We start from the raw sequence: 24,228 nt of genomic DNA, 5'->3' as shown, positions 1-24,228 counted from the left end.
CTTGCGTTTCCCGGTGATGTCATTTCCGCGACCGCGGAGGGGTGTCACTTTCTTTGCGCGCAAAGAAAGTAACCAAAGAAACGCTCCGCCGGCCGCGAGCCGCCGCTACGCGACGGTTCCCTGTGCTCCTCGGTCCGTCGAGGTACGGCGCGGGAACTCGCTGCGCTCAGACACCCGCGCCTCTTCGCCCTCGCCGGACCTGCGGTGCTCGGCTCGCTCAAGGCGGACTTGAAGGTCAAGATCAACAGCAAGAGCATCCACGCATGGCGTGGATCTACTGGGTGCAGCTTCCGCCTTTGACGTTGGTTCCGCCTTTTAGCGAGCCGAGCATCGCAGGGGAATCAGGGGCGCAGAGGCGCCGATGTCTGAGCGCAGCGAGTTCGGCGCCGGCCCCTGATTCACCGAGAAGCGCAGGGTACCGGCGCATAGCGCCGGCTCGCGTTCTGGCGGCGTGTTTCTTTGGTTACTTTCCTTGCACGCGCAAAGAAAGTGACACCCCTCCGCGGTTGCGGAAACGATCCGCCGGGAACTCCCGGCGAACCCGATCATCACTCCTTCCCGCGCGCCATCGCCTGGAACACCCCGTCCCGCCGCACCCACAGGTGGAACAACGCCGCACCCACATGCATCAGCACCGTGGCGAACAACACATAGGCCAACAGGCTGTGCGCATTGCGCAGCGCGGCATACAGCGCCGGGGTATGCGGCACGATCGGCGGCAGGTGCAGCCCTCCCCACAGCACGATCGGGTATCCGCCAGCCGACAGCATCGCCCAGCCGATCAACGGCATCGCCAGCATCAGCGCGTACAGCATCCAGTGCGAGGCCTTGGCCGCCACCCCCTGCCAGACCGGCAGGTCGGCAGGCAGCGCCGGTGGGCGATGGCGCAGCCGGTTGTACAGGCGCAGCAGCGCCAGCAACAGGATCGCGATGCCCAGTGGGCGGTGCAGGTCGATCAGCGCGGGACGCAGGTGCAGCGAGGCGACCATGGTCACGCCGATGAACAGCATGGCGACGATCATCAGTGCCATGGACCAGTGCAGCACCCGCGCCAGCAGGTTGAAGTGGCCGTTGCCGGTGCTCATCGTGCGGCCTCCTTCGGTTGTTCGACGTTGCCGCTGGCGCGCTCGCGTTCACGGCGGTTGAAGGACTGCGAGTACACCGCCGAGCGGGCCGCCAGGATCGGATCATTACTGCCGCGCACCCCACTGGGCAGGATCAGCGGATCGAAGTTGATCTGGCCGCAGGCGCCTTCTTCCTGCGACTGCATGCGGTCCAGGCTGAGTACGCCCGCCACTACCTGGTCACGCGACTCGGGCCACGGCACCGACGGATCATCGATGGCGTCGCCGGGCTCGGCAGTGGTCACGACCAGGTTCCAGCGTACCGGGCCGCGGGCCAGGCGCTGCTGCAGTTCCTGGCTGAGGAAATCGACGCTGGCCTGCTTGCGCGCTTCCGCATCCATCTCCACCACCGGCGCCAGCGGCTGCCAGCGCCAGCGCACCGCACGCTTCTGGCCCTGCGCATTGGTGAACCAGAAACTGTTGACGCTGTTGAAAGTGGTGTCGGCCCAGCTGCTGGTCCATGGCGCTGTCTTCGCCCACTGCTGGAACGCCTGCGCACTGGGGTATTTCGCCAGCACTGCCGCCATCTTCTGCGGGTCCGGCTTGCCGGTGGCCGGGTCGGGAATCGAGGCGCGCGTCTGCTCGTAGAACGCCTCGGCCGTGGGTACCGCGAAGAACGGGAAGCTGTTCATCGCCATGCGCCATTCCTGGCCATCATCGCTGACCATCTGCACCGCCAGGCTGCGCACGCGTGCGGTGTTGTCGGCGCCGTAGGGGTCGCCGCCACCGATTGACAGGCGGCCCATCACCGGCACCCGGGTCTGCGAGAACACCCGGGCACTGGACAGGGTAGGGGCCTGCGCGCTGGGTTCGAACCAGCCGCTTACGCAGATGCCCTTGCTGTGTGCACGGCGGAAGCCCGGATGGGCCGGGCCGGTGGCCTCGATGGTGTCGGTGAAGCGCTGCGCGGTGAGGCGGTCGCCCATCCAGCCGGCCAGCCAGGCGAAGGCCAGCACCACGGTTCCCAGGATGAGCGCGATCAGCGCGATCCAGAGCAGGGGGGAATGCTTGCGCGGTGCGCCCGGCGTCTGGCCGGAACGGGTGTAGCCGAAGAGCGACATGGTCGGAGTCCTGCCTTCACGGAGCGTGTGGGTGGTCGACCCACACATCCTCGCAGAACCCGGCCGAGGCCGAAATTCAATTTTTCGTCAGATTTGCCGGGGACGGCGTGCCGACCAAGGTCGGCATCCACCCGATCAGCTGTAACGCGCCTTCAGCATCGCCCAGGCCGAGCGCAGCGCCAGCGCTTCGCCACCGGCCGGACGGCCCGGGCGTTCGCCGTCGTTCCAGGCGTACACGTCCAGGTGCGCCCAGCGCTGGCTGTCTTCCAGGAAGCGCTCCAGGTACAGCGCGGCGGTCACCGAGCCGGCCATGCGCGAACCGGCATTGGCCAGGTCGGCGATGCCGCTGCTCAGATAGCGCAGGTAGGGGCGCCACAGCGGCATGCGCCAGACCGGGTCACGGGTTGCGTCGCCGGCCTGCAGCCACTGCTGCGCCACCGTGTCGTCGTTGCTGAAGAGCGCCGGCAGATCCGGACCCAGCGCGATGCGTGCGGCACCGGTGAGCGTGGCGAAATCCAGCACCAGGTCCGGCTTCTGCTCACCAGCGAAGGTCAGCGCGTCGCACAGGATCACGCGGCCTTCGGCATCGGTGTTGTCGATCTCCACGCTCAGGCCCTTGCGGGTGGCGATCACTTCGCCCGGGCGGAACGCATCCGGACCTATCGCGTTTTCCACCGCCGGCACCAGCAGGGTCAGCCGCACCGGCAGTCCGCGCGCCATCACCAGGCCGGCCAGGGCCAGCGCATGCGCGGCGCCGCCCATGTCCTTCTTCATGTTGCGCATGCCGTCGGCCGGCTTGATGTCCAGGCCGCCGGTATCGAAGCACACGCCCTTGCCGACCAGCACCAGTGCCGGGTTGGTTTCCTTGCCCCAGCGCAGCACCACCAGACGCGGCGCGCGGTGCGACGCGCGGCCCACGGCGTGGATGGCCGGGAAGTTCTGCTTCAGCAGTTCATCGCCGGTGATCGCCTCGACCTGCGCACCATGTGCATCGGCCAGTGCACGCGCGGCGTCTTCCAGCTGCTGCGGCCCCATGTCTTCGGTCGGGGTGTTGACCCAGTCGCGCACGCGCAGGCTGGCGGCGATCAGGTCGGCCACTTCGCCGGACGGTGCGGCCACCAGCTGCGCCGGGGCGCGGTTGCGCTTGCGGTAACGGTCGAAGCGGTAGCTGCCCAAACCCCAGCCCAGCTGCAGCAGCGCCTGTTCGGCGGCAGGCAGTTCATTGGCCAGCTGCCAGACACTGCCTTCCGGCAGGGCGTGCGGCGCATGTGCATAGCTGTAGGCATCGGCGCGATCACCCACGCCCATCACCGCGCCGGCCAGGCCCTCACTGCCGGGCAGCAGGGCCACGCTGTGCGCACCGGCAGTGAAACCCTGCGAGGCCAGCCAGGCCTGGGTGGCGGCCGGTTGGCCTTGCTTCCAGGCGGCGAACTGCTCGCGGTCCAGCACGTACAGCGGCAGCGCTGCGGCGGTGTCGGCGGTGAAACCAGTGATCTCGCTCATGCGTCAGGTACTCCGGGATGCGGCGGCGTCGAGGTTGGCGTCCAACCAGTCGGCAAGGCCGGTGAGGGTGTCGAACTGCAGGTCCGGCTGCAGTTTCGGATGGGTCCAGGTGGCTGCTTCGCGGTTGATCCAGCACCCGCGCAGGCCGGCGGCGATCGCCCCGGCCACGTCCATCTCGGCGTGGTCGCCGACATGCAGTACCTGTGCCGGCGCCACACCCAGGCGGGTGCAGGCGGCATGGAAGATGCTTGCCTCCGGCTTGGCCGCGCCGTGTTCGCGCGCGCCCAGCTGGAAGGCGAAATGATGGGCCAGGCCGATCCGCTCCAGATCGGCATTGCCGTTGCTCAGTGCTGCCACCGGCACCCGCGCGGCAATCCTCGCCAGCGCATCGATCGCATCGGGATAGCACTCGACCTGGTTGCGCGCGGCGTAGAACGCTTCGTACGCTGGCTCCAGCAGATCGAGGCTGGCGCCACTGGCGTGCAGCGCTTCGTGCAGGGTCAGCCGACGCAGCGCGCTCAGGTCGTGGTGGAGGTGCGGATGGGCGTGGTACAGGCGCTCGCGCAGTTCGCGCATCGCCGCCACCGGATACATCGCGGCGGTGGCGGGGCTGTGTTCACGCATCCACTCGTGCAGGACCAGGTCGATGCGGGCGCCAATCGGAGCGAACGGCCACAGCGTGTCGTCAAGGTCGAGAGTGATGGCTTGGACAGGGAAATTCACCCCTCCATTCTACGCCTGCCCGCGCGGGCTTTCATTCCAGCAGCCGTGCCCAGCCCTGCATGCCGTCCAGCCGTGCCAGTACCAGCTTGATGCAGACCAGCAGCGGCACCGCCAGCAGCAGGCCGATCATGCCCCAGGCCCAGCCGAACACCATCAGCGCCAGGATCAGCACCAGCGGCGACAGCTTCATGCGCCGGCCCAGCACGATCGGGGTCACCATCTGCCCTTCCAGAGTGTGCAGGGCCAGGTACGCGGCCGCCGGCAGCAGCGCCTGCAGCGGGTCGCGGAATTCCACGAAGCCCATCAGCAGCATCAGTGCCACGCCGATCAGCGGACCGACGTACGGGGCAAAGTTCAGCAGCGCGGCCACCGTGCCCCACAGCAGCGCCTCCTGCAGGCCGATGCCGAGCAGCATCAGCACGCCAGCGAACACCAGCCCGACCAGGGTGTTGATCACGCTGATGGTCAGCACATAGCGCGAGACTTCGCGCTCGATCGACCGCAGGATGTCGGCGGTGAAGCGCTGCTGCTGGCGGTTCGGGAACAGCGCGATCGCCGCGCGCTGCAGGCTCTGCCCGTAGATCATGAAGAACAGGGTCAGCAGCACCACGGCCAGCACCGAGGCGGCAAGCCGTGGCGCGCGGGTCAGCATGCGGTACGGGTCGTCGAGCTGGGTGCGGATCACCTGCACCTTATGGTTGCTGTCGCCGCCGGCGACGCGCGCGAAGTTCTCCGCCGCCTGGTTGGCCTGCTGCACCGGCTTGGTCAGGTCCTGCACCTGGCGGGCGACCTTGCGCAGCTGCTGCGGGGCTTCCTGCGCCCATTCCATCGCCGGGCCGATCAATTGCACCGCCAACGAACCGGTCACGCCCAGGCCGGCGCCGAGGACCAGCAGCGCGCCCAGCGCGCGCGGAATCCACAGTTTCTGCAGCAGGCGCAGGATCGGGTTGCCGACCAGCGCGAAGAACATCGCCAGCAGCACCGGCAGGATGATGTCCTGCGCCGCCCACAGCGTGTAGCCCACCGCCAGGGTCGCCAGCACCACCAGCGACATCGGCCCGCGTGGGCGAGACGGAGGCGGCAGCGGTGCCTCCGGGTCCTGCGGATCGGCTGGTGACAGGGACAGGGAGGACTCGCTCATCGACGCATCAGCCGGAAGGGGGAGCGCATTATCCGCCGGCCGCCATCGGCGCGGCGGATTCCATGGATCAACGTTCGGACAGTTCGGTGGCCGCCTCGGCCGGGCGCGGTTCGCGCAGGTCCGGTTCCGGCTCCGGCACAGCTCGCGCTGCCGGTGCGGGCCGTGCTTCAGCGGCGGAGGCCGCCGCCTGTGCCTGTTCACTGGCGTTGTCGGCTTCTTCGGCCGCATCGTCGGCGGTGGCCGCCGCCTGCGCCGCCATCGCCGTGGCGAACGCCGCCTGCGCGCTGGCGAACAGGTTCGAGACCGAACCGACCATCTGCAGCCAGCGCGCACCGTTGACCTTGCCCGGCATTTCCAGCTTGCCGGCAATGAAGCCACCGGCAAGGCCCACCACCACGATGCGCAGTGGCGACCAGCCCTGGCGCCAGACCTGGCTGAGCGTGGACCAGTGGTCCTGGGTCTCGACCAGGCGTACGGTCACCACCTGTTCGCAGCGCTTCACCCGCCGCTGCAGCGCACCGAACTTCATGGCTTGCCCTCTGGCAGCTGCACATCGGCATCGGGGTCGTCTTCGCTGGGCTCGTCGAACAGGCCCAGGCGGGACAGCTGGCGCCGGGTGGCGTGCATGCCGGTGTGGTGGAAGAAGTAGGACACCCGCCAGATCGCATAACCGGTGACGGCCAGGCTCAGCAGCGAGGTGATCAGCAGGGCCTGTAGCCAGCTCAGGCCCCAGCTTTGCAGCAGGGCGATGAGGGTGGCGGCCATCAGCAGCCAGGCCGACGCACCAAATACGATCGCTACCCCGGCCCAGGCCAGTGCACGGCCGAATGCGCTGCGAGCCAGCGCGAAGTCGGCCGAGGCCAACCGGCGCAGCGAACGCAGCGAGTGCTTGGCCGAGTCGGCAGCGGCACGACCGGCCGCGCCAACCTGGCGGATGCTCTCATCCAGCGGCGGGGTAGCCGCCGGATCAGGGGCTTGCGCGTTGTCTTCGCTCACGCCGCGGCTTACTTGTCGCTGCTGCCGCGGGCCAGCTTGGCGATGATCCAGCCGGCAGCGAAGGCCACGCCGAACGAGGCCAGCGGACGCTCACGGATCAACTCGGCGGCGCTGTCGATCAGGTCCTTGCCCTTGTCCATCAGTGCATCGACCTGTTCCTTGGCGGCGGCACCACCAAACTCGGCAGCGGCCAGGCCGGACAGCGCGCTATCGGACAGTTCAGCCTTGACGTTGGCCTTGCCGATGCGCAGTTCGTCGGTGGCGGCACCGGTGGCGCCCTTGATCGCACCGCCGGCGGCGCTGGCGGCCTGCTTCAGGTGGGAACCGGCTTCACCCAGGTGTTCCTTCAGGTTCTCGGTATTGGTGGGGCTCATCGAATCACTCCTGTTGCGATGGGGGAACGGGTGTCGGCGGTGCCGACCTGGACGGACAGCAATAGCATTGCCGGGGTATAGGGGGTGTTACGGCAGGGCGATCAGCGCATCACGAGCTGGCCCTGCTGCTGGCCATTGTTGCGCAGCACGCGCACCACCAGGGTCGGCGGGCGCTGCTGGAAATTGGCACGCCAGCTGGCCAGGTCGGCGAATTCGCCCACGGTGGCGTCGGTGATGATGTCGCCCTGCTGCAGGCCGTTGCTGGCGGCGCGGCTGCCGCGCTTGACCTCGCTGACCAGCACGCCGCCGACCCCCGACTGCCGCAGTGACTCGGGCAGGTCGACGAAGGTCGCACCGGTCAGGCGCGGGTCCAGGCTCTCACCGGTGACCGCGCGCGCCTGTTCCTTCAGCGTCGCCTTGATCTGCAGTGGCTTGCCTTCGCGGCGTACGTCCAGCGTCATCGCGCTGCCGACGGCCGCCAGGCCTTCCACGTTGTGCAGGGCCTCGGCGCTGTCCACGCGCTGGCCGTTGGCCGACACCACCACGTCGCCCGGCTTCAGCCCGGCTGCGGCGGCGGCCGAACCGGCCAGCACGCGGGTGATCAGCGCACCGCGGGTTTCGCCCAGGCCCAGGCCCTGCGCGATCTGCGCGGTCAGGTTCTGGCTTTCCACGCCCAGCGTGCCGCGCACCACCACGCCGTGCTTGACCAGCTGGTCGACCACGCTGCGCGCCAGGTTGGAAGGAATCGCCAGGCCCAGGCCGATGTTGCCGGCCATGCTGCCCTGCGGGTTGAAGCTGGCGGTATTGATGCCGATCAGCTGGCCCTGCAGGTCGACCAGCGCGCCACCGGAGTTGCCCGGATTGATCGACGCATCGGTCTGGATGAAGTTCTGGTAGCCCAGCCCGCGGATGCCGCTGCGGCCCACCGCCGAGACGATGCCGGACGTGACCGTCTGGCTGAAGCCGAACGGGTTGCCGATGGCCACCACGAAGTCGCCTACGCGCAGCTGGTCGCTGTTGCCGAGCTTGATGTCGGTCAGGTTCTGCGCCGGAATGCGGATCAGCGCGATGTCGGTATCGCGGTCCGAACCGAGGAATTCGGCCTTGACCGTGCGCCCGTCGGCCAGTGTCACCTGTACGTCATCGGCGTTGTCGATGACATGGTGATTGGTCAGTACCAGGCCTTCCTTGGCGTCGATGATCACGCCCGAGCCCAGCGATTCGTTGATGCGTTCCTGCGGGATGTCCGGGAACAGGCGGCGGAAGAACGGGTCGTTGAAGAAGGGGTTGCGCACGCGCACCACTTGCTTGGTATTGACACTGACCACCGCCGGCATTGCCTTTTCCAGCATCGGTGCCAGCGACGGTACCGCCTGACCGGCCACCGAAGCCGGCAAGGCCGCCGTGGTCGGCAACACCGCCGGCAGCGGCGCGGCGTCGGCACGGTTGTCCATGTGGGCATTGATGCCGGTGGCAACGAAGCCACCGAAGGCGGCGGCGATTGCGAGCGTGAGCAGGGTAGGAAGCGGTCGCATGGGAGTCGGTTCGCTGGCGTGGGTGGGGGCGGTACGGCCCTACGGTAGAACAAGCTGAATGAGTGTGTCGCGATCTGGATAAATGCGCCATGAAAACGGGTGCCTCGAAGGGGGGGGGCGCAGGGGCCAGAACGCGGTTGTGGCGACACCCGGGCAGGTGATGGGTGCGCCACTCAAGGCCAACGCGCGCCGCACTGGCACAGGCGGATACGTGCGCAGTTCCGCGCAGGCGGGTGCCGCAATGCGCCACGACGGATGCCGGACGCTGCCTCCGTGCACGTGCGCGCGACGACGGTCAGACGATGCTGGGTTCGCGTAGCGCAGCACTGAAAAAAAGGGGTTTGCTGCGAACCGAAGGTGGCAACAGGGGCTGCTGCGTACACCATCGGCGTCGCAACAGATGCGATTGCTGGCACATGCCCCGTTCCACGATCGTCAATGTCGGTATAGCATCGCCCCGTTTTGATACTTAAGGCCCGCAGGAGGGCAACATGAGCAACGGTAATGGTGTGTCGGTCGTGACCGACGCTGTCGAGAACGTCAAAGAAACCGCCACCAACGTTGGCGAGACCATCGCCCACGCTGCCGAAGACGCAGTGAAGTCGGTCAAGAAGACCGTCAAGCGCGCCACCAAGGCTGCCGGTACCCGCGTTGCCAAGGCCAAGAAGGCCGTGGCCAAGGTCGAGAAGACCGTTGCCAAGAAGGCCGAGAAGGCTGCCAAGTCGGTCGGCAAGACGGTTGCCAACGCCAGGAAGAAGCTGGAAGCGGCCAAGAAGAACGCCAAGGCCGAAGCTGCTGCCCTGAAGAAGGAAGTGGCGAAGAAGAAGGCGGCTGCGGGCAAGGCCGTGACCAAGAAGGCCGCCGCTGCCAAGAAGACCACCAAGGCCGCCACCAAGGCTGCCGGCAAGAAGGTCGCCACCGTGAAGAAGGCCGCCACCAAGAAGGCTGCTGTCGCGAAGAAGACCGTTGCCAAGAAGACCGCGGCCGCCAAGAAGGTGGTTGGCAAGAAGGTCGCCACCACCAAGAAGGCTGTGGCCAAGAAGACCGTCGCCGCCAAGAAGGTCGCTGGCAAGAAGGCTGTGGCTGCGAAGAAGGTTGTCGGCAAGAAGGCTGCCGCCACCAGGAAGGTCGCCACCAGGAAGACCGCTGCCGCCAAGAAGGTTGTGGGCAAGAAGGCTGCCGTCGCCAAGAAGGCCGTTGCCAGGAAGACCACTGCTGCCAAGAAGACTGTCGGCAAGAAGGTCGCTGCGACCAAGAAGGTCGTCGCCAAGAAGGCTGCACCGCTGAAGAAGGTCGCCGCCAAGAAGGCTCCGGCCAAGAAGGCCCCGGCCAAGGCCGTGCGCAAGGTCGCCAAGCGCAAGTAATTGCGCCGTGACCGAAGGCCCTGCCGCCCACCGGGTGGTGGGGCCTTTCGCGTTTTCGGGGCGCGGTCTGGGGCAAGATGCAGATTCTTCCCGCCGGAGCCCCAGCATGCGCGGTATCGATTTCAGTTCCTGGCAGGGCGTGCTGTCCACGTTGGCCGGCCTGGTCCTGATCACCCTGCTGGGCGTGGGCATCCGCTTGCTGGTGATGCAGACCCTGCAGCAGCGTCGCGAGCGCGAGAACCGGCAGATCAACGAGCGGCTGCGCACACTGATGGCGGCCTACAAGACCCTGGGCGGTTCATTCACTGGTGAACTGGGCGTGGATCCTAGCCATCGCCGCGATCTGCGCCAGCGCGAAGCGGCCGAAGGCATCGCCGAACCGCGTTCGGATCGAACGCGCCGCATCCGCGATGCGGTCGAGGCCGCGCTCTCGGACATCCTGTTGCTGGGCACCGACGAACAGGTGCGGCTGGCCGCGCGTGCCGCCAATGAACTGGCACAGGGGCGGCCGGTACATACCCACGAACTGGTGGTCTCGCTGCGCGACTTCGTGCGCGAAGCGCTGGATCTGGCGCCGATTCCGGCCGACCTGCAGATACCGCCGCAGGGGCCGACCCGGCCGGGTGCCGCCAGTGGCGGCGGCAAGGGCCGCAACGAGGGCGATGCCAAGGGCGGTCGTGCGGGTGGAGGAGGTGGCGGTGGCGGAATGGGCGCTGGCATGGGGGGTGTCGGCCTCGGCGCCGGCGCCGCTCTGGGCGCCGGCCATGCGTCTGCCAGCGATGAAACGGACGCGCGCTGAGCACGTCCGCCCGGTTCAGCGCGTCAGCTCGTAGAGCGGCACGAAGCCGCCGTAGATCATCCGCGCGCCGTCGAACGGCATCGGATTCTTCGCAGGATCAAACCGCGGGTCTTCCATCATCTTCTTCATGCCGGCGTCGCGGGTCGGCTTGTCCGGCCATTCGATCCAGGAAAACACCACCGTCTCGTCCGGCGTGGCTTTCACTGCGCCGAAGAAGTCGGTGGTCTTGCCGTGCGGCACGTCATCGCCCCAGCACTCGACCACGCGCAGCGCGCCGTATTCGATGAAAACGGGATCTCCTGTGCGTGCGTGGGCGAGGAACTTCTCCTTGTTGGCGGTGGGCACCGCCAGGACGAAACCATCGATGTAGCTCATAGCCTGCCTCCGGATGGACCGTGCCGCATGCACGGCCTTCAAGTACCCGACGAACCAGGGGATCGGGGATCGACAGCGGTGGATCGTGAAGAAACCTGAAAATGCACGCGCGCCGCGCGCGTATGCCAGAGACAGCCTGAATCAAGCCAAAAAATTCAGCAATGCGAAGAACGCTGTTTTCAGGGAGCGTTGTGGCGAATAACGGAGAATTTACATTCCCGATGCGATGGCGCCTTGGCGCTGCTGCACACCATAAGAAAGTAAAAGGTGTACCCCCATGAAGAATTCGCTGATTGCTCTGGCCCTGGCCGCTGCCCTGCCGTTCACCGCCTCGGCTGCTGAGAACCTGTCGTACAACTACGCCGAAGCCGACTACGCCAAGACCGACATCGACGCGTTCAAGGCCGACGGCTGGGGCGTGAAGGGTTCGTACGGCTTCCTGCCGAACTTCCACGCTTTCGGTGAGTACAGCCGCCAGGAAATCGACCACACCAACATCAAGCTGGACCAGTGGAAGATCGGCGCCGGCTACAACGTTGAAATCGCCCCGACCACCGACTTCGTTGCCCGCGTTGCTTACCAGAAGCGCGACCAGAAGCACGGCCTGGACTTCAACGGCTACAGCGCTGAAGCGGGTATCCGCACCGCCTTCGGTGCCCACGCCGAAGTCTACGGCATGGTCGGCTACGAAGATTTCTCGAAGAAGCACGGCATCAATCCGGAAGGCCAGTGGTACGGTCGCCTGGGTGGCCAGGTCAAGCTGAACCAGAACTGGGGCATCAATGGCGAGCTGAAGATGAACCGCGACGGCGACAAGGAATACACCGTCGGCCCGCGTTTCAGCTGGTAATAGCTTCCTCGGCGCGCCTGCGCGCTGAAGATGCCTCGACAGGCCCGGCGCATGCCGGGCCTGTTGCGTTGTGACGACCCGAAACCGCAGCTGAGCATGTTCCGGGGCCGCTGCTGCGTTGCAATAAATTGGATTCCGCTGCTCCCCGCGCGGGCCTACGGTGGGCACTTCGTACCGTCGGATCCATGTGATGCCGCCTGCCGTTCCCGCTCTGCCCCTCGATCGGCCTCGCCGCCTGGCAATGCTGGCGCCGCATCCCGTGCTGCGCCTGGGGGTGGAGGTGGTGCTTTGCCAGCACGGTGGCGTGCAGGTCTGTGGCAGCTTCACCCGCGAAGGTGATCTGCTCGATCTGCTGCAGCGCCAGCCGGATGGCATCGACCTGTTGCTGATCGACCTGCTGGCGCCGTGCGGACCCGAACAAGGCCTGGCCCTGTTGCGGCTGTTGTCGCGGCGCTGGCCGCTGCTGCCGGTGCTGGTGCTGTCTGCGCACTGCAATGCCAGCACGGTCACCATGGCGATGCAGGCCGGCGCGCGCGGCTTTCTGTCCAAGGGGACCACGCCGGAGATGCTGCGGCGCGCAGTTGACGTACTGGCGCGTGGCGGCCGCTTCGTGCCCCCGGAGTTGCGCACGCAGTTGAGCCGATCGCGCATGCGGCGCACACAGGCGCCGGTGCTCACGCCCTTGAGCCGACGCGAGCGCGAGGTGCTCCGGCTGGTCCTGCAGGGCTGCACCACCGGGGAGGTGGCGCGGCACTTCGGGCGCACAGCCAGCACGGTCAGCACGCAGAAGCGGACGGCCTACCAGAAGCTGGGCATCCACAGCGATGGTGAGCTGTTCCGCATCCGGCACCTGCTCGAATGCGGATAAGCCGGCTTATTCGCCCTGGTACTGCTTTTCTTCCACCAGGGCCGAACCGGCCACGCGGTTGATCTCGTTCTTCACCTGCACGCGCTCGCCATTGGTGCCATAGACACCGCGTGCCAGCTGGATGAATGCATCGTCGAACACCTGGGCCGCTTCCTTGTCGCGCAGCTGGTCCTGGATGTCCCACATGCGCTCGTTGATCGCCTTCAGCTGCTGCTTCAGCGCGGCCAGGGCCGGCTGCGCCTGCAGCTGCTGCTGCAGCAACGGCAGCAGGCCGTCCAGCTCGGTTCGCACGTTGCTCAGCTTGGCCGCATCGTCGATGCGCTCGGCCTTGATCTCGAGGATGGTGATCTTGTCGATCAGCTCGCCGATCGATACCGGGGTCAGGATGGCGTCCACGCGGTTGGTTCCTGGAAACAGGGCGCCATGATACCGCGCTGCTGGCATGTGGCTCCGATCCACGGGATTTACGCCGAATTTGCGCCACGGGCCCAGCAGCACCCTCGATCCGTTACGGCCACCGCCTCGACACTGCGTTCCCGGCGGCGCGACCGCCTTCGACGAGGAACACAGTGCAGTGAACAGCAAGGGGATGATGGCGGCGCTGGTGGCCGCCCTGGTAGGGCTGCTCGGGATCGGCAGCGCGCAGGCACAGGTGCAGGCCAGTGGCAGTGCCGCATTGACCAGCGACTACGTGTGGCGTGGCAGCTCGCAGAGCGATGGCGACCCGGCGGTGCAGGCCGGCGCGAAGGTCTCGATCCCGTCGGGATGGTACGCCAGCGTGTGGGGTTCGAACGTTTCGTTCAAACCGGACAATGGCGCGCGCAGCGAGTTCGACCTGGTGGCAGGCTGGTCCGGCGCATTGGCCCCGGACTGGACACTGGATGCCAACCTGACCCGCTACCTGTACCCGGGCACCGGCCGCGTGCTGGACTGGACCGAACTCAATACCACCGTGACCTGGAAGCAGCGCGCCTGGTTGCAGGTCGCGTATTCCAGCGATGCATTGGCCGGTGGCCATCGCGGTACCTATGCCCAGCTGGGTGTGCGTGTGCCGTTGCACGAACGCCTCCGCCTGGAAGCAGCGGTGGGCCAGTACTGGCTGGCCACCGCGCAGGGCCCGGACTACCTGCATGGGCAGCTCAGTGCCATCGCCTCGCTTACCCCGGCATGGGAACTGCGCGCCACCGTGCATGACACGGACAACGCAGCCAAGCGCCTGTTCCCCGGCAACGCCGGTGGGCGATGGGAGCTGGCGCTGCAGGGCAGCTTCTAGTCGGCCAGCGACGCCTGGCGCGCGCGCAGCGCGCCGGGCAGCCACAGCAGCAGCGCCAGCACGGCCACGGCGGCACCGACCACGCACACCCCGCTCCAGCCGAAACGCGGATAGACCTGCGCCGACAGCAGCGAGCCCAGCGAGCCGCCGATGAAGTAGCCGGTCATGTAGCCGGCATTGAGCCGGTTGCGTGCCGCAGGCTGCAACGCATAGATCAGGTTCTGGTTGCTGACGTGCAGCAGCTGCGCGGCCAGGTCCAGCACCACCACGCCGACCAGCAGCGCCAGCAGCGAGTGTGCCGACAGCCCCAGCGGCAGCCACGAGAGCAGCAACAGCACCAGCGCGATGGCGGTGGCGCGGCCGGTCTGCCCGCGGTCGGACATGCGGCCGGCCAGGCCAGCCGCCAGCGTGCCGGCGGCGCCGACCAGTCCGAACAGGCCGATGGTGGCGTCGCTGTAGGCATACGGCGGCTGTGCCAGCAGGAACGCGAGCGGGGTCCAGAAGATCGCGAACATGGCGAAGCTGCAGGCGCCCAGCAGCGTGCGCTGGCGCAGCACCGGTTCCTGCACGAACAGCACGCCGATCGAGCGCAGCAATGCGAAATAGCCAAGGCCGGCGCTGTGGTGGAATCGCGGCAGGCCGCGCTGCAATGCCAGTGCGGTCAGCACTAGGGTGGCAGCGGCGATCGCATACACCAGGCGCCAGTCGCCCAGGCTGGAAAGCAGGCCGGCCACGGTACGCGCCAGCAGGATGCCCAGCAGCAGGCCACTCATCAATGTTCCGACCACGCGGCCGCGGTGTTCCGGCGCGGCCAGCGTGGCGGCGAACGGCACCAGTACCTGGGCCACCACCGAAAACAGGCCGGTGATCGCAGTGCCCACCAGCAACCAGGTCAGCGACGGTGCGCAGGCACTGATCACCAGTCCGCCCGCCGACAGCAGGCTCATCACCACGATCAGGCGGCGGCGTTCGAACAGGTCACCCAGCGGCACCAGCAGGATCAAGCCGGCGGCATAGCTCAGCTGCGCAACGGTAACCACCATGCCGACCTGGCCGAACGGCACGCCGAAGGCGTCGGCGATGGTGTGCAGCAGCGGTTGCGCATAGTAGTTGCTGGCCACGGCCACGCCGGTGGCGACCGACATCAGCAGCACCTGCCAACGGTGCAGAGGGGGAAGGGACGGGCTCACGCGATGTTCCAGGAAGCGGGGGGCACAGTGTCCGCCTGCTGCGAGCATGATGGAAATGAATCATCATCATCCATGCCATCTGGAAACAAGATAGTTGTATGAACCTCAAGCAGCTCGAGTTCGCCGTGGCGCTGGCCGAAGAAAGCAATTTCACCCGTGCCGCCGAGCGCTGCCACGTGGTGCAGTCTGCGCTCAGCCACCAGATCGCCCTCCTGGAACAGGAACTGGGTGCCACGCTGTTCGAGCGCCTGCCGCGCCAGGTGCGGGCCACCGCCGCCGGCGAGGCGTTGCTGGTGCACGCACGCCAGGTGCTGGCCAGCCTGCGCCACCTGCGCGCCGACGTGGCCGCCGTCAGTGGCGAAGTGCGTGGGTTGCTGGCCATCGGGCAGATTTCCTCGCTGACCGGAATCGACGTTGTGGCGATGCTGGCGGCCTTCCAGCGCGTGCACCCGCAGGTGGAGTTCCAGTTGCGCGTGGACAAGAGCGAGGACCTGATCGCGCAGGTACAGTCGCGCGCGCTGGATGTGGCACTGGTCGGCCTGGCGCCTTCGGCAGCGCTGGACGGTGTCTGCCATCAGGTGCTGCGGGAGGAGGATCTGGTAGCGGTACTGGCGCCATCGCACCGGCTGGCCGGACGCAAGCGGCTGCCATTGGCCGCACTGCAGGATGAAGCACTGGTCGACTTCCCGCGCGGCACCGGTGCACGCCGGCAGACCGATGATGCTTTTGCCGCAGCCGGACTGCCGCACACGGTCCGTTTCGAGGTCAACCTGATGGAACTGGTCGAGCGCTTCGTCCGCCATGGGTTGGCGGTCGGCATCGTGCCGGCATTGATCGCCGATGGGTTCCAGGGTGTGGTGCAGATTCCGCTGCAGCCGACCCCGACCCGGCGCGTGCACCTGGTCTGGCAGCGCCTGCCGACACCAGCGGCGCGGGCGTTCGTCGACGCCGTGCTCAGCCGCGCAGGCGCAGGCTCAGGCCCTTGAGGAAGTTGCGCAGCATCTGGTCCAGGCAACGCCGGTAATTGGCGTGCCCGGGTTGACGGAACAGCGCGCCCACTTCCGACTTGGAGACATTGAAACCTGCGCTGGCAAAGATCTCCATCAGGTCCACGTCGCGCAGCTGGAACGCCACGCGCAGCTTCTTCAGCACCAGGTTGTTGTCGATGCGGGTTTCCACTGCGCGCTGCGGCTGGCTCTCATCGCGGCCACGCAGGTGCACGATCAGGCCATCGAGGAAGTGCGCCAGCGCGCTGTCGTTCATCGCCTCGAAACCGGGTTCGTCCTCGCGGCGCAGCCAGGCCTTCACCTGCCCGGTATCCACGGCAAAGGCCGGGTCGGCCATCTGGCACAGGGCGACCACGTGCTGGTCACCCAGGTCCAGGGAATAGCGCACGCTGCGCAGGACATCATTGTTGATCATGGCCCATTGTACCGGCCCCTGGCGTGTCACCGGACTGTCATCGAACTGCAGCATCGTGAGCACTCGTTCGCTGGGACCCTTGCATGCGCCGGTATCTGTTTTCCGCACTACTGCTCGCCGGCAGCTTCGCTGCCTTCGCCCAGGACCGCTTCGTACCCGTCGAGCGGCGCCTCAGTGCATCCCAACTGGCCGAGGTCGGGCTCAGTCCAGCGCAGTTGCAGGCGTTGAACCGGGTACTGCGCGAGGCGGAGAGCACGGCCGCCGCGTCGACGGCAGCGGTGGCCCCGGTCGCTGCGCCGCTGCCTGCCAATGTGCCGGCACCGGCAGCAATGCATCTGGGCCTGGATGACGAACCGGTCAGTGCCCGTGTGGTCGGAGAGGTCGCAGGCTGGCAGCCCGGCACGCTGTTCACCCTTGATAACGGCCAGCAATGGCAGGTGATGAAGGGACAGATGAAACTGCGCACGGTGTTGCAGTCGCCGCAGATCGCCGTTGTTCCAGGAATTGCCGGGCGCTGGTTCCTGCAGGTCGACGAAGACCTGCCCAAGGCCAGAGTGTTTCGCGTGCGTTGAGCCGGGGGGACGACTGGACGGCGGGCAACTCAGGACGGGCCGGGAATGCCAGAATGGGCGTCCGGTTTTTCCCCCTGGAGTTGCCTGATGACCCGCACTGTCCTGATTACCGGCGCCACGTCCGGCTTCGGCGCCGCCGCCGTCCACCGCTTCGCCCAGGCCGGTTGGAAAGTGATCGCCACGGGCCGCCGCAGCGAACGCCTGCAGCCGCTGGTCGAGCGCTACGGCGAGGACGTGGTGCACGCCGCCGCCTTCGACATCCGCGATGCGGTGGCGATGGAGGCGGCCCTGCTGGCGCTGCCGCCGGCCTTTGGCGAGATCGACCTGCTGGTCAACAACGCCGGCCTGGCGCAGGGCACCGCGCCGGCACAGAGCGCCACGCTGTCGGACTGGACCACGATGATCGACACCAACATCACCGCGCTGGTGACCCTGACCCATCGCCTGCTGCCGCAGCTGGTGGAGCGCAAGGGCGCGATCATCAACATCTCGTCGGTGGCCGGCGTCTACCCGTACCCGGGTGGCAACGCCTACGGTGGCACCAAGGCTTTCGTCAGCCAGTTCTCGCTGGGCCTGCGTTCGGACCTGCACGGCACCGGCGTGCGCGTGACCACGATCGAGCCGGGCATGGCCGAAACCGAATTCACCGTGGTACGCACCCATGGCGACCAGAACGCCTCGGACAAGCTGTACAGCGGCGCCAACCCGATGACCGCCGAAGACATCGCCGAGCAGATCTTCTGGGTAGCCAGCCTGCCGCCGCACCTGAACATCAATCGCCTTGAACTGATGCCGGTCAGCCAGTCGTTTGCCGGCTTCCAGGTGGCCCGCGAAGGCTGACCTGCTTCGCGGGTCCTGTAGAGCCGAGCCTATGCTCGGCTTCGTCTGGATTCAGCCGAGCATGGCTCGACTCCACAGAAACGAAAAAGCCGGGCACTGCCCGGCTTTTTCATTCACATCGACAGGCTTACTGCGCCTTGATCGCCATCGCCTGCAGGCCGGTGCCATCCAGCTTCTGCTTGGCTTCGGACAACTCGCCGGCACTGCCATACGGGCCCATGCGCACGCGGTACACGGTCTTGCCGTTGATCTGCGCCGACTCCACGCGTGCCGCCAGGCCCATCATGGCCAGCTTGGCCTTGGTCGCTTCGGCATCGCCGGAGGCACCGAACGCACCCGCCTGCAGGATGTAGCGGGCGTTGTCGGCGGCGGCCGGTGCAGCAGCGGCCGGGGTACTGGCCGCGGTCGGCGGGGTTTCCGCGCGCGCTGCCGGAGTGGCGGCGGCGCTGCTGGTCGACGCCGTCGGCGTGCTGGCCGGAGGCGTTGCCGCTGCCGGGCGTTCGCTCAGCGGTGCCGGCAGCGGACGGCTGGTGGCGGTTACCGGTGCGGTGCTGGCCACGCTGGCGGTTGCTGTCGGTGCCGGTGCAGCGGCGGCGGCCGGAACCGGCTTGCCTTCCAAAGCCGCCTGCGCGCGCTGCGCTTCGGCCTTGGCCCGGCGCTGGTCTTCGGCACGCGCGCTGGCGGCCAGTTCGGCGTCGGACATTTCCACTTCCTTGCCTGGCAGCAGGGTGTAGAAGTCGTACTGCGTCGCGGCGGGCTTCTCCGGTTCGGCCGGCTTCGGCGTGGCCGGCTGCGCGGCCGGCTGGCTGCCGACATCGCTGTCGGCATCAGCGACCGGGGCCGGCTGCGCATTCGGGTTCGGCTGCGGACCGGCACGCAGGAAGCCATCGCCTTCGCCCTTGAACAGGTTCGGCGCCGCCAGGAACACCACGGCGGCGATCGCCACACCGGCCACCAGCCACACCCATCCGGGGGTGCCCTGGCTGCTGCTGTTGCGTCGTGCCTGGGTTTTGCCGCGTCGTGCTGCCATGTGTACTGCGTCTCCTGATGCTTACATTTTTTCCGGGGCACTCACGCCCAGGAGTTCGAGGCCGTTGGCCAGCACCTGGCGCGCCGCGCAGGCCAGGGTCAGCTTGGCGTTGCGATCGGTGGCGTCGTCCACCAGCACCGGCGTCCCGTGATACCACGTGTGGAAGGCATGCGCCAATTCACGCAGGTACTGCGCCACCAGGTGCGGCTCCAGCGCCACGCCGGCCGCTTCCACCACTTCCGGATACCGCGAGATCTCGTTCATCAGCCCCAGCGAGGCATCGTCGGCCAGGCGGCCCAGATTGGCCAGGCCATTGCCCTGCTCGTACACCAGGCCCTTTTCCTGGGCCTGGCGCAGCAGGCTGCAGACGCGGGCGTGCGCGTACTGCACGTAGAACACCGGATTGTCGTTGCTCTGCTGGCGGGCCAGGTCGATGTCGAAGGTCAGTTGCGAATCGGGCTTGCGCGCGATCAGGAACCAGCGGGTCGCATCGCGGCCGGCCTCGTCGATCAGGTCGCGCAGGGTGAAATAGCTGCCGGCACGCTTGGACAGCTTCACTTCCTCGCCGCCGCGCATGACGGTGACCATCTGGTGCAGCACGTATTCCGGCCAGCCCTGCGGGATGCCCACTTCCAGCGCCTGCAGGCCGGCGCGCACGCGCGCCAGCGAGCCGTGGTGGTCGGCGCCCAGTTCGGTGATCGCGCGCTCGTAGCCGCGCTGCCACTTGGACAGGTGGTAGGCCACGTCCGGTACGAAGTAGGTGAAGGTGCCGTCGGACTTGCGCATCACGCGGTCCTTGTCGTCACCGAAATCGGTGCTGCGCAGCCACAGCGCGCCGCCTTCCTCGTAGGTGTGCCCGGAGGCCTGCAGCTTGGCCACGGCCTCGGCGACCTTGCCATCGGCGTACAGCGAGCTTTCCAGGAAGTAGATGTCGAAGTCGACGCCGAAGGCGGCCAGGTCCAGGTTCTGCTCGTTGCGCAGGTAGGCCACGGCGAAGCGACGGATCGCCTGCATGTCGTCCGGGTCCTTGGCGCCGACCACCAGCGTGCCTTCCAGGTCAACGCTGGCGCCGGCCATGTAGGCGCGGGCAACATCGGCGATGTATTCGCCGCGGTAGCCGCCTTCCGGCCAGCCGTCCTGGTCCGGCGCAATGCCCTTCACGCGGGCCTGCACCGACAGCGCTAGGTTCTCGATCTGCACGCCGGCGTCGTTGTAGTAGAACTCGCGCTTGGCGTTCCAGCCGTTGGCATCGAGCACGCGGGCCACGCAGTCGCCGATCGCCGCCGCGCGGCCATGGCCGACATGCAGCGGGCCGGTCGGGTTGGCCGACACGTACTCCACGCCCACCGTGCGGCCGTTGCCGGACAGGTTGCGGCCGTAGTCGTGGGCTTCCTTGATGACCGACGCGGCTTCGCGCTGGTACGCAGCCGGAGCCAGGTGGAAGTTGATGAAGCCGGGGCCGGCGATCTCGACCTTGCTGACGTCCTCGCTGCGCGGCAGCGCCTCGACCAGCGCCTGAGCCAGTGCGCGCGGATTGCTGCGCGCGGCCTTGGCCAGCAGCATCGCGGCGTTGGTGGCGAAGTCGCCATGGTCACGGGTCTTCGGGCGCTCGACCACGAAGTCCGGCGGCAGGGAGTCGGCGGGCAGGGTGCCATTGGCGCGCAAGGCTTCGATGCCTTGGCTGATCAGGGCGCGGAGGAGATTTTTCACGAGGCCTGCTGTGAGAATGAGCGGCGGAATCGCCCATTTTAGCGCAGATGCCCGCGCCCACGCTGACCAGAACATGCCTGCGGGGGTTCCTGCCCGGCCCTGGTCAGGCCCGCTCAGCCGAACAGGCGTGGCTGGGGCGGGGACAGCAGGCCTCGTTCAGCAAACGAAACGGGGCGGCCTTCGCCGACCACGAAGTGGTCCAGCAGGCGTACGTCCACCAGTGCCAGCGCCTGCTGCAGTTCATCGGTGATCCGGGTATCGGCGCCGGAGGGTTCCGGGTCGCCGGAGGGGTGGTTGTGGCTGAGGATCACCGCTGCCGCGTTGTGCAGCAGGGCTCGCCGCACCACCTCGCGGGGGTAGACCGGGGCGGCATTGATGGTGCCCTGGAACAGTTCCTCGCAGGCGATCAGCCGGTGGCGGTTGTCCAGGAACAGCGCCATGAAGATCTCGCGGGCCTGGCCGCGCAGGCGGTGCTGCAGGTAGCGGCCGACCGCGGCCGGGTTGTTGCCGACCGCCTCGCCCTGCTGAAGCTCGGCGGCCAGGTAGCGATGGGCCAGTTCCAGGCCGGCGGCCAGTGCACAGCTTCGTGCCGGCCCCAGCCCCGGCAACCGGGCCAGCTCGCGGGCCGGGCGGTCCAGCAGCACGCGCAGGGGGCCATGCGCCTGCAGCAGGTCGCGGGCGGTCTGCACCGCGTCGCGTCCACCGAAGCCGGAGCCGAGAAACAGCGCCAGCAGCTCTGCGTCGGACAACGTGGCGGGGCCGCGGGCGATCAGCTTCTCGCGGGGACGTTCCTGCTCGGGCCAGTCATGGATGGGCATGCCTGCATCATCGCCAGCGCGGGTGATGCGTCCCATCAGGGCAGGGCGCACGCCCGGGTAGGCTGTTGCCTCAGTCGCGTCGCGACTGCAGATAGGCGAACAGCTCCTGGTTGTTCTGCAGCCCCAGCTTGCGCTTGGCTTCGGCCTTCTGCCGGCTGATCGTTTTCGGGCTGCGGCCGCAGTGGACGGCGATGGCGTTCACTTTCAGCCCGGCGGCCAACAGGTCCAGCACTTCCTGTTCGCGGGCCGACAGCGCCGCCGGCTCACGCGCGAACATCAGGTCGCGCGCCTGCAGGTGGTCGCGCAGCTGCTGCGAGACGAACACCTGCCCGGCCATGGCCGCGTTCAGGGCCTGCGGCAACTCGCCGAAATCGGCGCACTTGTCGACCAGGCCACTGACACCTTCACGCAGCAGGCCATCGAGCAGGCCGGGGTGACGGGCGCCGGTAAGCACCACCACGGGCATGCCCGGGTGGCGTGCGCGCAGCTCAGCGATCAGTTCCGGGCCATCCGGGCCGGTGCCCGGCATGGAGAGGTCGGTCAGCACCGCGTCGCAGCCGTGGTGCTCGACCAGCTGCAGCAGCTGGGCGCCGTCACGCGCGCTGCCGACGACCTCCATCAGATGGGTCTGCAGCACGATGCGGATGCCGTGCAGGACGACGGGATGGTCGTCGGCGATGATGATGCGCGGGTGCACGCGGAATCCTCGAAAAGCGAAGCGGCACACCTGCGGTGGCCACTGACGATTCTGCAAACGTGGCCGGCCAACAGGTATAGGAAAGTTCCGAATCGCAGTGTCTTGAACCCCGGAAGCGTTGTGGCGCAAGTCCCATCTGCTGATAGCCGCCCGCTATGTGTGCCGTGTACCGGGACATTACCGACCATCGGGTAAGCTAATGCCCTCGTTTGCACAGGAATTCCAGGTGGCTGACTCCCCCAACGCTTCCCCCGCGCCGGCCCGCGCGCTGGAAGGCCAGAAACTGCTGTTGTGCGTCGGAGGCGGGATCGCGGCCTACAAGGCCCTGGAGCTGGTGCGGCGCCTGCGCGATGCCGGTGCCCAGGTGCAGGTGGCGATGACCGCCGGTGCCCAGCAGTTCGTCACTCCGCTCAGCTTCCAGGCCCTGTCCGGGCAGCCGACCCGCACCACGCTGTGGGACAGCGCCGCCGAGCAGGCCATGGGCCACATCGAGCTGGCCCGCTGGGCCGACCGCATCGTGGTCGCGCCGGGTACCGCCGATCTGCTGGCGCGGCTGGCCCAGGGCCATGCCGATGACCTGGTCAGCACCCTGTGCCTGGCCAGCACCGCACCGCTGACGATCTGCCCGGCAATGAACCACCGGATGTGGCTGCATCCGGCTACCCAGGCCAACATCGCCCTGCTGCGCCAGCGCGGTGCGCAGGTGATCGGCCCGGTCGATGGCCCGCTGGCCGAAGGTGAATCCGGTCCCGGCCGGCTGGCTGAACCGGGCGACATCGTGGCCGCGCTGGTGGCCAATGGCGGTACCGCTGCGACGGTTGCCGCGCCGGAAACCCGTGCCCTGCAGGGCTTGCGCCTGCTGATCAGTGCCGGCCCGACCTACGAAGACATCGATCCGGTGCGCTACGTCGGCAACCGCAGCAGCGGCAAGATGGGCTTTGCCCTGGCCGCTGCCGCCGCCGCGCTGGGTGCGCACGTGGTGCTGGTCAGCGGCCCGGTCCAGCTGCCGACGCCACCGGGCGTGCAGCGCATCGACGTGCGCTCGGCCGCGCAGATGCGCGATGCCGTACTGAAGTCGCTGCCCGCCGACATCTATATCGGTGCCGCCGCAGTGTCCGACTACACCCCGCGCCAGGTCGCCGCGCAGAAGCTGAAGAAGACCGCCGACAGCCAGTCGCTGGTGATCGAGCTGGTGCGCACGCCGGACATCCTGGCCGAAGTCGCCGCGCAGACGCAGTCGCTGAAGCTGGTGGTCGGCTTTGCCGCCGAGACCCACGACGTGGAGAAATATGCACGCGGCAAGCTGATCGACAAGCGCCTGGACCTGGTGATCGCCAACCAGGTCGGCATCAGTGGCGGTGGTTTCGAGAGCGACAACAATGCCGCCACGGCCTTCTGGCAGGACGGTGAACAGGTATTCCCGGCCACCTCCAAGCGCGAACTGGCCGAACAACTGCTGGCGCTGATCGCGCGGAGACTCCAGGCATGACCCAGGCATCCCTTTCCCGACCGCTGCAGGTCAAGCTGCTCGATCCGCGCTTCGGCGACAGCTGGCCGCTGCCGGCCTACGCCACCGAAGCCAGCGCCGGCATGGACCTGCGCGCGGCGCTGGATACCGCACTGACCCTGCAGCCGGGCGACACCGCGCTGGTGCCCAGCGGCCTGGCCATCCACATTGCCGACCCGAACCTGTGCGCGGTGATCCTGCCGCGTTCGGGGCTGGGCCATCGGCACGGCATCGTGCTGGGCAATGGCACCGGCCTGATCGATGCCGACTACCAGGGGCCGCTGCTGATCAGCGTCTGGAACCGTGGCCGCGAGGCCTTCACCATCGAGCCCGGCGATCGCATCGCGCAGCTGGTGGTGGTTCCGATTGCCCGCGTCAGCCTGCAGGTGGTGGATACTTTCACCGACAGCGTGCGGGGCACGGGTGGATTCGGCCATACCGGGGTGCGTTGACAGG

27 protein-coding genes are annotated in these 24,228 nt (G+C 67.6%); 10 read left to right on the top strand and 17 right to left on the bottom strand.

The features are described from left to right. Positions 1 to 548: 548 nt before the first annotated feature. From AB839_RS06665 to AB839_RS06625, 9 genes are all read right to left on the bottom strand, one after another. Positions 549 to 1,085 carry a cytochrome b gene (locus tag AB839_RS06665; protein ID WP_005420561.1) on the bottom strand — a complete coding sequence of 179 codons (537 nt, stop codon included), beginning with the start codon at positions 1,083 to 1,085 and terminating at the stop codon, positions 549 to 551. Then, positions 1,082 to 2,185 (bottom strand): catalase family peroxidase, encoded by a 1,104-nt coding sequence (locus tag AB839_RS06660; protein ID WP_061478762.1) that lies wholly within the window; start codon positions 2,183 to 2,185, stop codon positions 1,082 to 1,084. The genes AB839_RS06665 and AB839_RS06660 overlap by 4 nt, the downstream gene beginning before the upstream one ends. Positions 2,186 to 2,320: 135 nt before the next feature. Continuing rightward, entirely contained in the window at positions 2,321 to 3,688 is a 1,368-nt protein-coding gene (locus tag AB839_RS06655; protein ID WP_061478761.1) for a M17 family metallopeptidase, read from the bottom strand. A gap of 3 nt (positions 3,689 to 3,691) precedes the next feature. After that, a complete protein-coding gene (locus tag AB839_RS06650) occupies positions 3,692 to 4,411 on the bottom strand; it encodes an HAD-IA family hydrolase (RefSeq protein WP_053499497.1) in 720 nt (239 codons plus the stop codon). 31 nt (positions 4,412 to 4,442) lie between these two features. Next, positions 4,443 to 5,552, bottom strand: coding sequence for an AI-2E family transporter (locus AB839_RS06645; protein WP_061478760.1), 1,110 nt, complete (start codon positions 5,550 to 5,552; stop codon positions 4,443 to 4,445). Positions 5,553 to 5,619: 67 nt separating this feature from the next. Continuing rightward, positions 5,620 to 6,081 carry a hypothetical protein gene (locus AB839_RS06640; protein ID WP_061478759.1) on the bottom strand — a complete coding sequence of 154 codons (462 nt, stop codon included), beginning with the start codon at positions 6,079 to 6,081 and terminating at the stop codon, positions 5,620 to 5,622. After that, the gene (locus tag AB839_RS06635; protein WP_004153834.1) at positions 6,078 to 6,548 is read right to left on the bottom strand and encodes a phage holin family protein; all 471 of its coding nucleotides are present in this window, start codon (positions 6,546 to 6,548) and stop codon (positions 6,078 to 6,080) included. The genes AB839_RS06640 and AB839_RS06635 overlap by 4 nt, the downstream gene beginning before the upstream one ends. An 8-nt stretch (positions 6,549 to 6,556) precedes the next feature. Further along, positions 6,557 to 6,922 carry a hypothetical protein gene (locus AB839_RS06630; protein WP_010486932.1) on the bottom strand — a complete coding sequence of 122 codons (366 nt, stop codon included), beginning with the start codon at positions 6,920 to 6,922 and terminating at the stop codon, positions 6,557 to 6,559. Positions 6,923 to 7,023: 101 nt separating this feature from the next. Beyond that, positions 7,024 to 8,457: a Do family serine endopeptidase gene (locus tag AB839_RS06625; protein WP_061478758.1), complete on the bottom strand. Its 1,434-nt coding sequence runs from the start codon at positions 8,455 to 8,457 to the stop codon at positions 7,024 to 7,026. Positions 8,458 to 8,948: 491 nt separating this feature from the next. Here AB839_RS06625 and AB839_RS06620 point away from each other — a divergent pair, with 491 nt between their 5' ends. Both AB839_RS06620 and AB839_RS06615 read left to right on the top strand, forming a co-directional pair. Continuing rightward, complete coding sequence (locus tag AB839_RS06620; RefSeq protein ID WP_061478757.1) at positions 8,949 to 9,821, top strand: hypothetical protein; 873 nt, start codon at positions 8,949 to 8,951, stop codon at positions 9,819 to 9,821. A gap of 106 nt (positions 9,822 to 9,927) precedes the next feature. Beyond that, a complete protein-coding gene (locus tag AB839_RS06615; RefSeq protein ID WP_061478756.1) occupies positions 9,928 to 10,620 on the top strand; it encodes a hypothetical protein in 693 nt (230 codons plus the stop codon). Between the two features lie 15 nt (positions 10,621 to 10,635). On the opposite strand, the gene AB839_RS06610 is transcribed toward AB839_RS06615, so the two are convergent. Then, on the bottom strand, positions 10,636 to 10,995 hold the full coding sequence (locus tag AB839_RS06610; RefSeq protein ID WP_049455507.1) for a DUF1428 domain-containing protein: 360 nt from the start codon (positions 10,993 to 10,995) through the stop codon (positions 10,636 to 10,638). Positions 10,996 to 11,272: 277 nt separating this feature from the next. On the opposite strand from AB839_RS06610, the gene AB839_RS06605 reads away from it, so the two are divergent. Both AB839_RS06605 and AB839_RS06600 read left to right on the top strand, forming a co-directional pair. Next, positions 11,273 to 11,845 carry an Ax21 family protein gene (locus tag AB839_RS06605; RefSeq protein WP_010486919.1) on the top strand — a complete coding sequence of 191 codons (573 nt, stop codon included), beginning with the start codon at positions 11,273 to 11,275 and terminating at the stop codon, positions 11,843 to 11,845. A 190-nt stretch (positions 11,846 to 12,035) separates the two neighbouring features. Beyond that, a complete protein-coding gene (locus tag AB839_RS06600) occupies positions 12,036 to 12,713 on the top strand; it encodes a response regulator transcription factor (RefSeq protein WP_061478755.1) in 678 nt (225 codons plus the stop codon). 6 nt (positions 12,714 to 12,719) lie between these two features. On the opposite strand, the gene AB839_RS06595 is transcribed toward AB839_RS06600, so the two are convergent. Then, positions 12,720 to 13,109 carry a DUF6165 family protein gene (locus AB839_RS06595; protein ID WP_080398841.1) on the bottom strand — a complete coding sequence of 130 codons (390 nt, stop codon included), beginning with the start codon at positions 13,107 to 13,109 and terminating at the stop codon, positions 12,720 to 12,722. Positions 13,110 to 13,287: 178 nt separating this feature from the next. Between AB839_RS06595 and AB839_RS06590 the strand changes: the two genes are divergently transcribed. Next, a complete protein-coding gene (locus AB839_RS06590; protein ID WP_061478754.1) occupies positions 13,288 to 13,986 on the top strand; it encodes a TorF family putative porin in 699 nt (232 codons plus the stop codon). Here AB839_RS06590 and AB839_RS06585 read toward each other — a convergent pair. Next, entirely contained in the window at positions 13,983 to 15,224 is a 1,242-nt protein-coding gene (locus tag AB839_RS06585; protein WP_061478753.1) for an MFS transporter, read from the bottom strand. The two genes, AB839_RS06590 and AB839_RS06585, sit on opposite strands and share 4 nt — an antisense overlap. 50 nt (positions 15,225 to 15,274) lie before the next feature. On the opposite strand from AB839_RS06585, the gene AB839_RS06580 reads away from it, so the two are divergent. Continuing rightward, positions 15,275 to 16,162, top strand: a complete 888-nt coding sequence (locus AB839_RS06580; protein ID WP_061478752.1) for a LysR family transcriptional regulator — start codon at positions 15,275 to 15,277, stop codon at positions 16,160 to 16,162. On the opposite strand, the gene AB839_RS06575 is transcribed toward AB839_RS06580, so the two are convergent. Then, positions 16,131 to 16,598, bottom strand: a complete 468-nt coding sequence (locus AB839_RS06575) for a DUF1456 family protein (RefSeq protein WP_061478834.1) — start codon at positions 16,596 to 16,598, stop codon at positions 16,131 to 16,133. The two genes, AB839_RS06580 and AB839_RS06575, sit on opposite strands and share 32 nt — an antisense overlap. Positions 16,599 to 16,681: 83 nt before the next feature. On the opposite strand from AB839_RS06575, the gene AB839_RS06570 reads away from it, so the two are divergent. Both AB839_RS06570 and AB839_RS06565 read left to right on the top strand, forming a co-directional pair. Then, positions 16,682 to 17,170, top strand: coding sequence for a hypothetical protein (locus tag AB839_RS06570; protein ID WP_061478751.1), 489 nt, complete (start codon positions 16,682 to 16,684; stop codon positions 17,168 to 17,170). 87 nt (positions 17,171 to 17,257) lie between these two features. Continuing rightward, positions 17,258 to 18,010, top strand: a complete 753-nt coding sequence (locus AB839_RS06565; RefSeq protein ID WP_061478750.1) for an SDR family NAD(P)-dependent oxidoreductase — start codon at positions 17,258 to 17,260, stop codon at positions 18,008 to 18,010. A gap of 127 nt (positions 18,011 to 18,137) precedes the next feature. On the opposite strand, the gene AB839_RS06560 is transcribed toward AB839_RS06565, so the two are convergent. From AB839_RS06560 to AB839_RS06545, 4 genes are all read right to left on the bottom strand, one after another. Continuing rightward, on the bottom strand, positions 18,138 to 19,040 hold the full coding sequence (locus AB839_RS06560) for an SPOR domain-containing protein (RefSeq protein WP_061478749.1): 903 nt from the start codon (positions 19,038 to 19,040) through the stop codon (positions 18,138 to 18,140). Between the two features lie 21 nt (positions 19,041 to 19,061). Next, positions 19,062 to 20,750: an arginine--tRNA ligase gene (argS, locus tag AB839_RS06555; protein WP_061478748.1), complete on the bottom strand. Its 1,689-nt coding sequence runs from the start codon at positions 20,748 to 20,750 to the stop codon at positions 19,062 to 19,064. A gap of 113 nt (positions 20,751 to 20,863) precedes the next feature. Continuing rightward, positions 20,864 to 21,568 carry a DNA repair protein RadC gene (radC, locus tag AB839_RS06550; RefSeq protein ID WP_014035697.1) on the bottom strand — a complete coding sequence of 235 codons (705 nt, stop codon included), beginning with the start codon at positions 21,566 to 21,568 and terminating at the stop codon, positions 20,864 to 20,866. Between the two features lie 70 nt (positions 21,569 to 21,638). After that, entirely contained in the window at positions 21,639 to 22,265 is a 627-nt protein-coding gene (locus AB839_RS06545) for a response regulator transcription factor (RefSeq protein ID WP_061478747.1), read from the bottom strand. A gap of 199 nt (positions 22,266 to 22,464) precedes the next feature. Between AB839_RS06545 and coaBC the strand changes: the two genes are divergently transcribed. Both coaBC and dut read left to right on the top strand, forming a co-directional pair. After that, the gene (gene coaBC, locus AB839_RS06540) at positions 22,465 to 23,754 is read left to right on the top strand and encodes a bifunctional phosphopantothenoylcysteine decarboxylase/phosphopantothenate--cysteine ligase CoaBC (protein WP_061478746.1); all 1,290 of its coding nucleotides are present in this window, start codon (positions 22,465 to 22,467) and stop codon (positions 23,752 to 23,754) included. Further along, positions 23,751 to 24,224 carry a dUTP diphosphatase gene (dut, locus tag AB839_RS06535; RefSeq protein ID WP_061478745.1) on the top strand — a complete coding sequence of 158 codons (474 nt, stop codon included), beginning with the start codon at positions 23,751 to 23,753 and terminating at the stop codon, positions 24,222 to 24,224. Before coaBC ends, dut begins: the two co-directional genes overlap by 4 nt. Positions 24,225 to 24,228: the final 4 nt, after the last annotated feature.

This window comes from Stenotrophomonas sp. DDT-1 (assembly GCF_001580555.1).
Taxonomy (GTDB): Bacteria; Pseudomonadota; Gammaproteobacteria; order Xanthomonadales; family Xanthomonadaceae; genus Stenotrophomonas; species Stenotrophomonas sepilia.
The sequence above is the reverse complement of the archived record's forward strand: the minus strand, read 5'-3'. Positions and strand labels throughout refer to the sequence as shown.

Coding starts and splice junctions, on each gene's coding strand:
- coaBC (WP_061478746.1), top strand. CDS start 22,465: ATGCCCTCGTTTGCACAGGAATTCCAGGTGGCTGACTCCCCCAACGCT.
- AB839_RS06655 (WP_061478761.1), bottom strand. CDS start 3,688: ATGAGCGAGATCACTGGTTTCACCGCCGACACCGCCGCAGCGCTGCCG.
- radC (WP_014035697.1), bottom strand. CDS start 21,568: ATGCCCATCCATGACTGGCCCGAGCAGGAACGTCCCCGCGAGAAGCTG.
- AB839_RS06620 (WP_061478757.1), top strand. CDS start 8,949: ATGAGCAACGGTAATGGTGTGTCGGTCGTGACCGACGCTGTCGAGAAC.
- AB839_RS06560 (WP_061478749.1), bottom strand. CDS start 19,040: ATGGCAGCACGACGCGGCAAAACCCAGGCACGACGCAACAGCAGCAGC.
- AB839_RS06605 (WP_010486919.1), top strand. CDS start 11,273: ATGAAGAATTCGCTGATTGCTCTGGCCCTGGCCGCTGCCCTGCCGTTC.
- AB839_RS06640 (WP_061478759.1), bottom strand. CDS start 6,081: ATGAAGTTCGGTGCGCTGCAGCGGCGGGTGAAGCGCTGCGAACAGGTG.
- AB839_RS06630 (WP_010486932.1), bottom strand. CDS start 6,922: ATGAGCCCCACCAATACCGAGAACCTGAAGGAACACCTGGGTGAAGCC.
- AB839_RS06625 (WP_061478758.1), bottom strand. CDS start 8,457: ATGCGACCGCTTCCTACCCTGCTCACGCTCGCAATCGCCGCCGCCTTC.
- AB839_RS06660 (WP_061478762.1), bottom strand. CDS start 2,185: ATGTCGCTCTTCGGCTACACCCGTTCCGGCCAGACGCCGGGCGCACCG.
- AB839_RS06575 (WP_061478834.1), bottom strand. CDS start 16,598: ATGATCAACAATGATGTCCTGCGCAGCGTGCGCTATTCCCTGGACCTG.
- AB839_RS06615 (WP_061478756.1), top strand. CDS start 9,928: ATGCGCGGTATCGATTTCAGTTCCTGGCAGGGCGTGCTGTCCACGTTG.
- AB839_RS06645 (WP_061478760.1), bottom strand. CDS start 5,552: ATGAGCGAGTCCTCCCTGTCCCTGTCACCAGCCGATCCGCAGGACCCG.
- dut (WP_061478745.1), top strand. CDS start 23,751: ATGACCCAGGCATCCCTTTCCCGACCGCTGCAGGTCAAGCTGCTCGAT.
- AB839_RS06665 (WP_005420561.1), bottom strand. CDS start 1,085: ATGAGCACCGGCAACGGCCACTTCAACCTGCTGGCGCGGGTGCTGCAC.
- AB839_RS06600 (WP_061478755.1), top strand. CDS start 12,036: ATGCCGCCTGCCGTTCCCGCTCTGCCCCTCGATCGGCCTCGCCGCCTG.
- AB839_RS06565 (WP_061478750.1), top strand. CDS start 17,258: ATGACCCGCACTGTCCTGATTACCGGCGCCACGTCCGGCTTCGGCGCC.
- AB839_RS06580 (WP_061478752.1), top strand. CDS start 15,275: ATGAACCTCAAGCAGCTCGAGTTCGCCGTGGCGCTGGCCGAAGAAAGC.
- AB839_RS06570 (WP_061478751.1), top strand. CDS start 16,682: ATGCGCCGGTATCTGTTTTCCGCACTACTGCTCGCCGGCAGCTTCGCT.
- AB839_RS06585 (WP_061478753.1), bottom strand. CDS start 15,224: ATGCTCGCAGCAGGCGGACACTGTGCCCCCCGCTTCCTGGAACATCGC.
- AB839_RS06610 (WP_049455507.1), bottom strand. CDS start 10,995: ATGAGCTACATCGATGGTTTCGTCCTGGCGGTGCCCACCGCCAACAAG.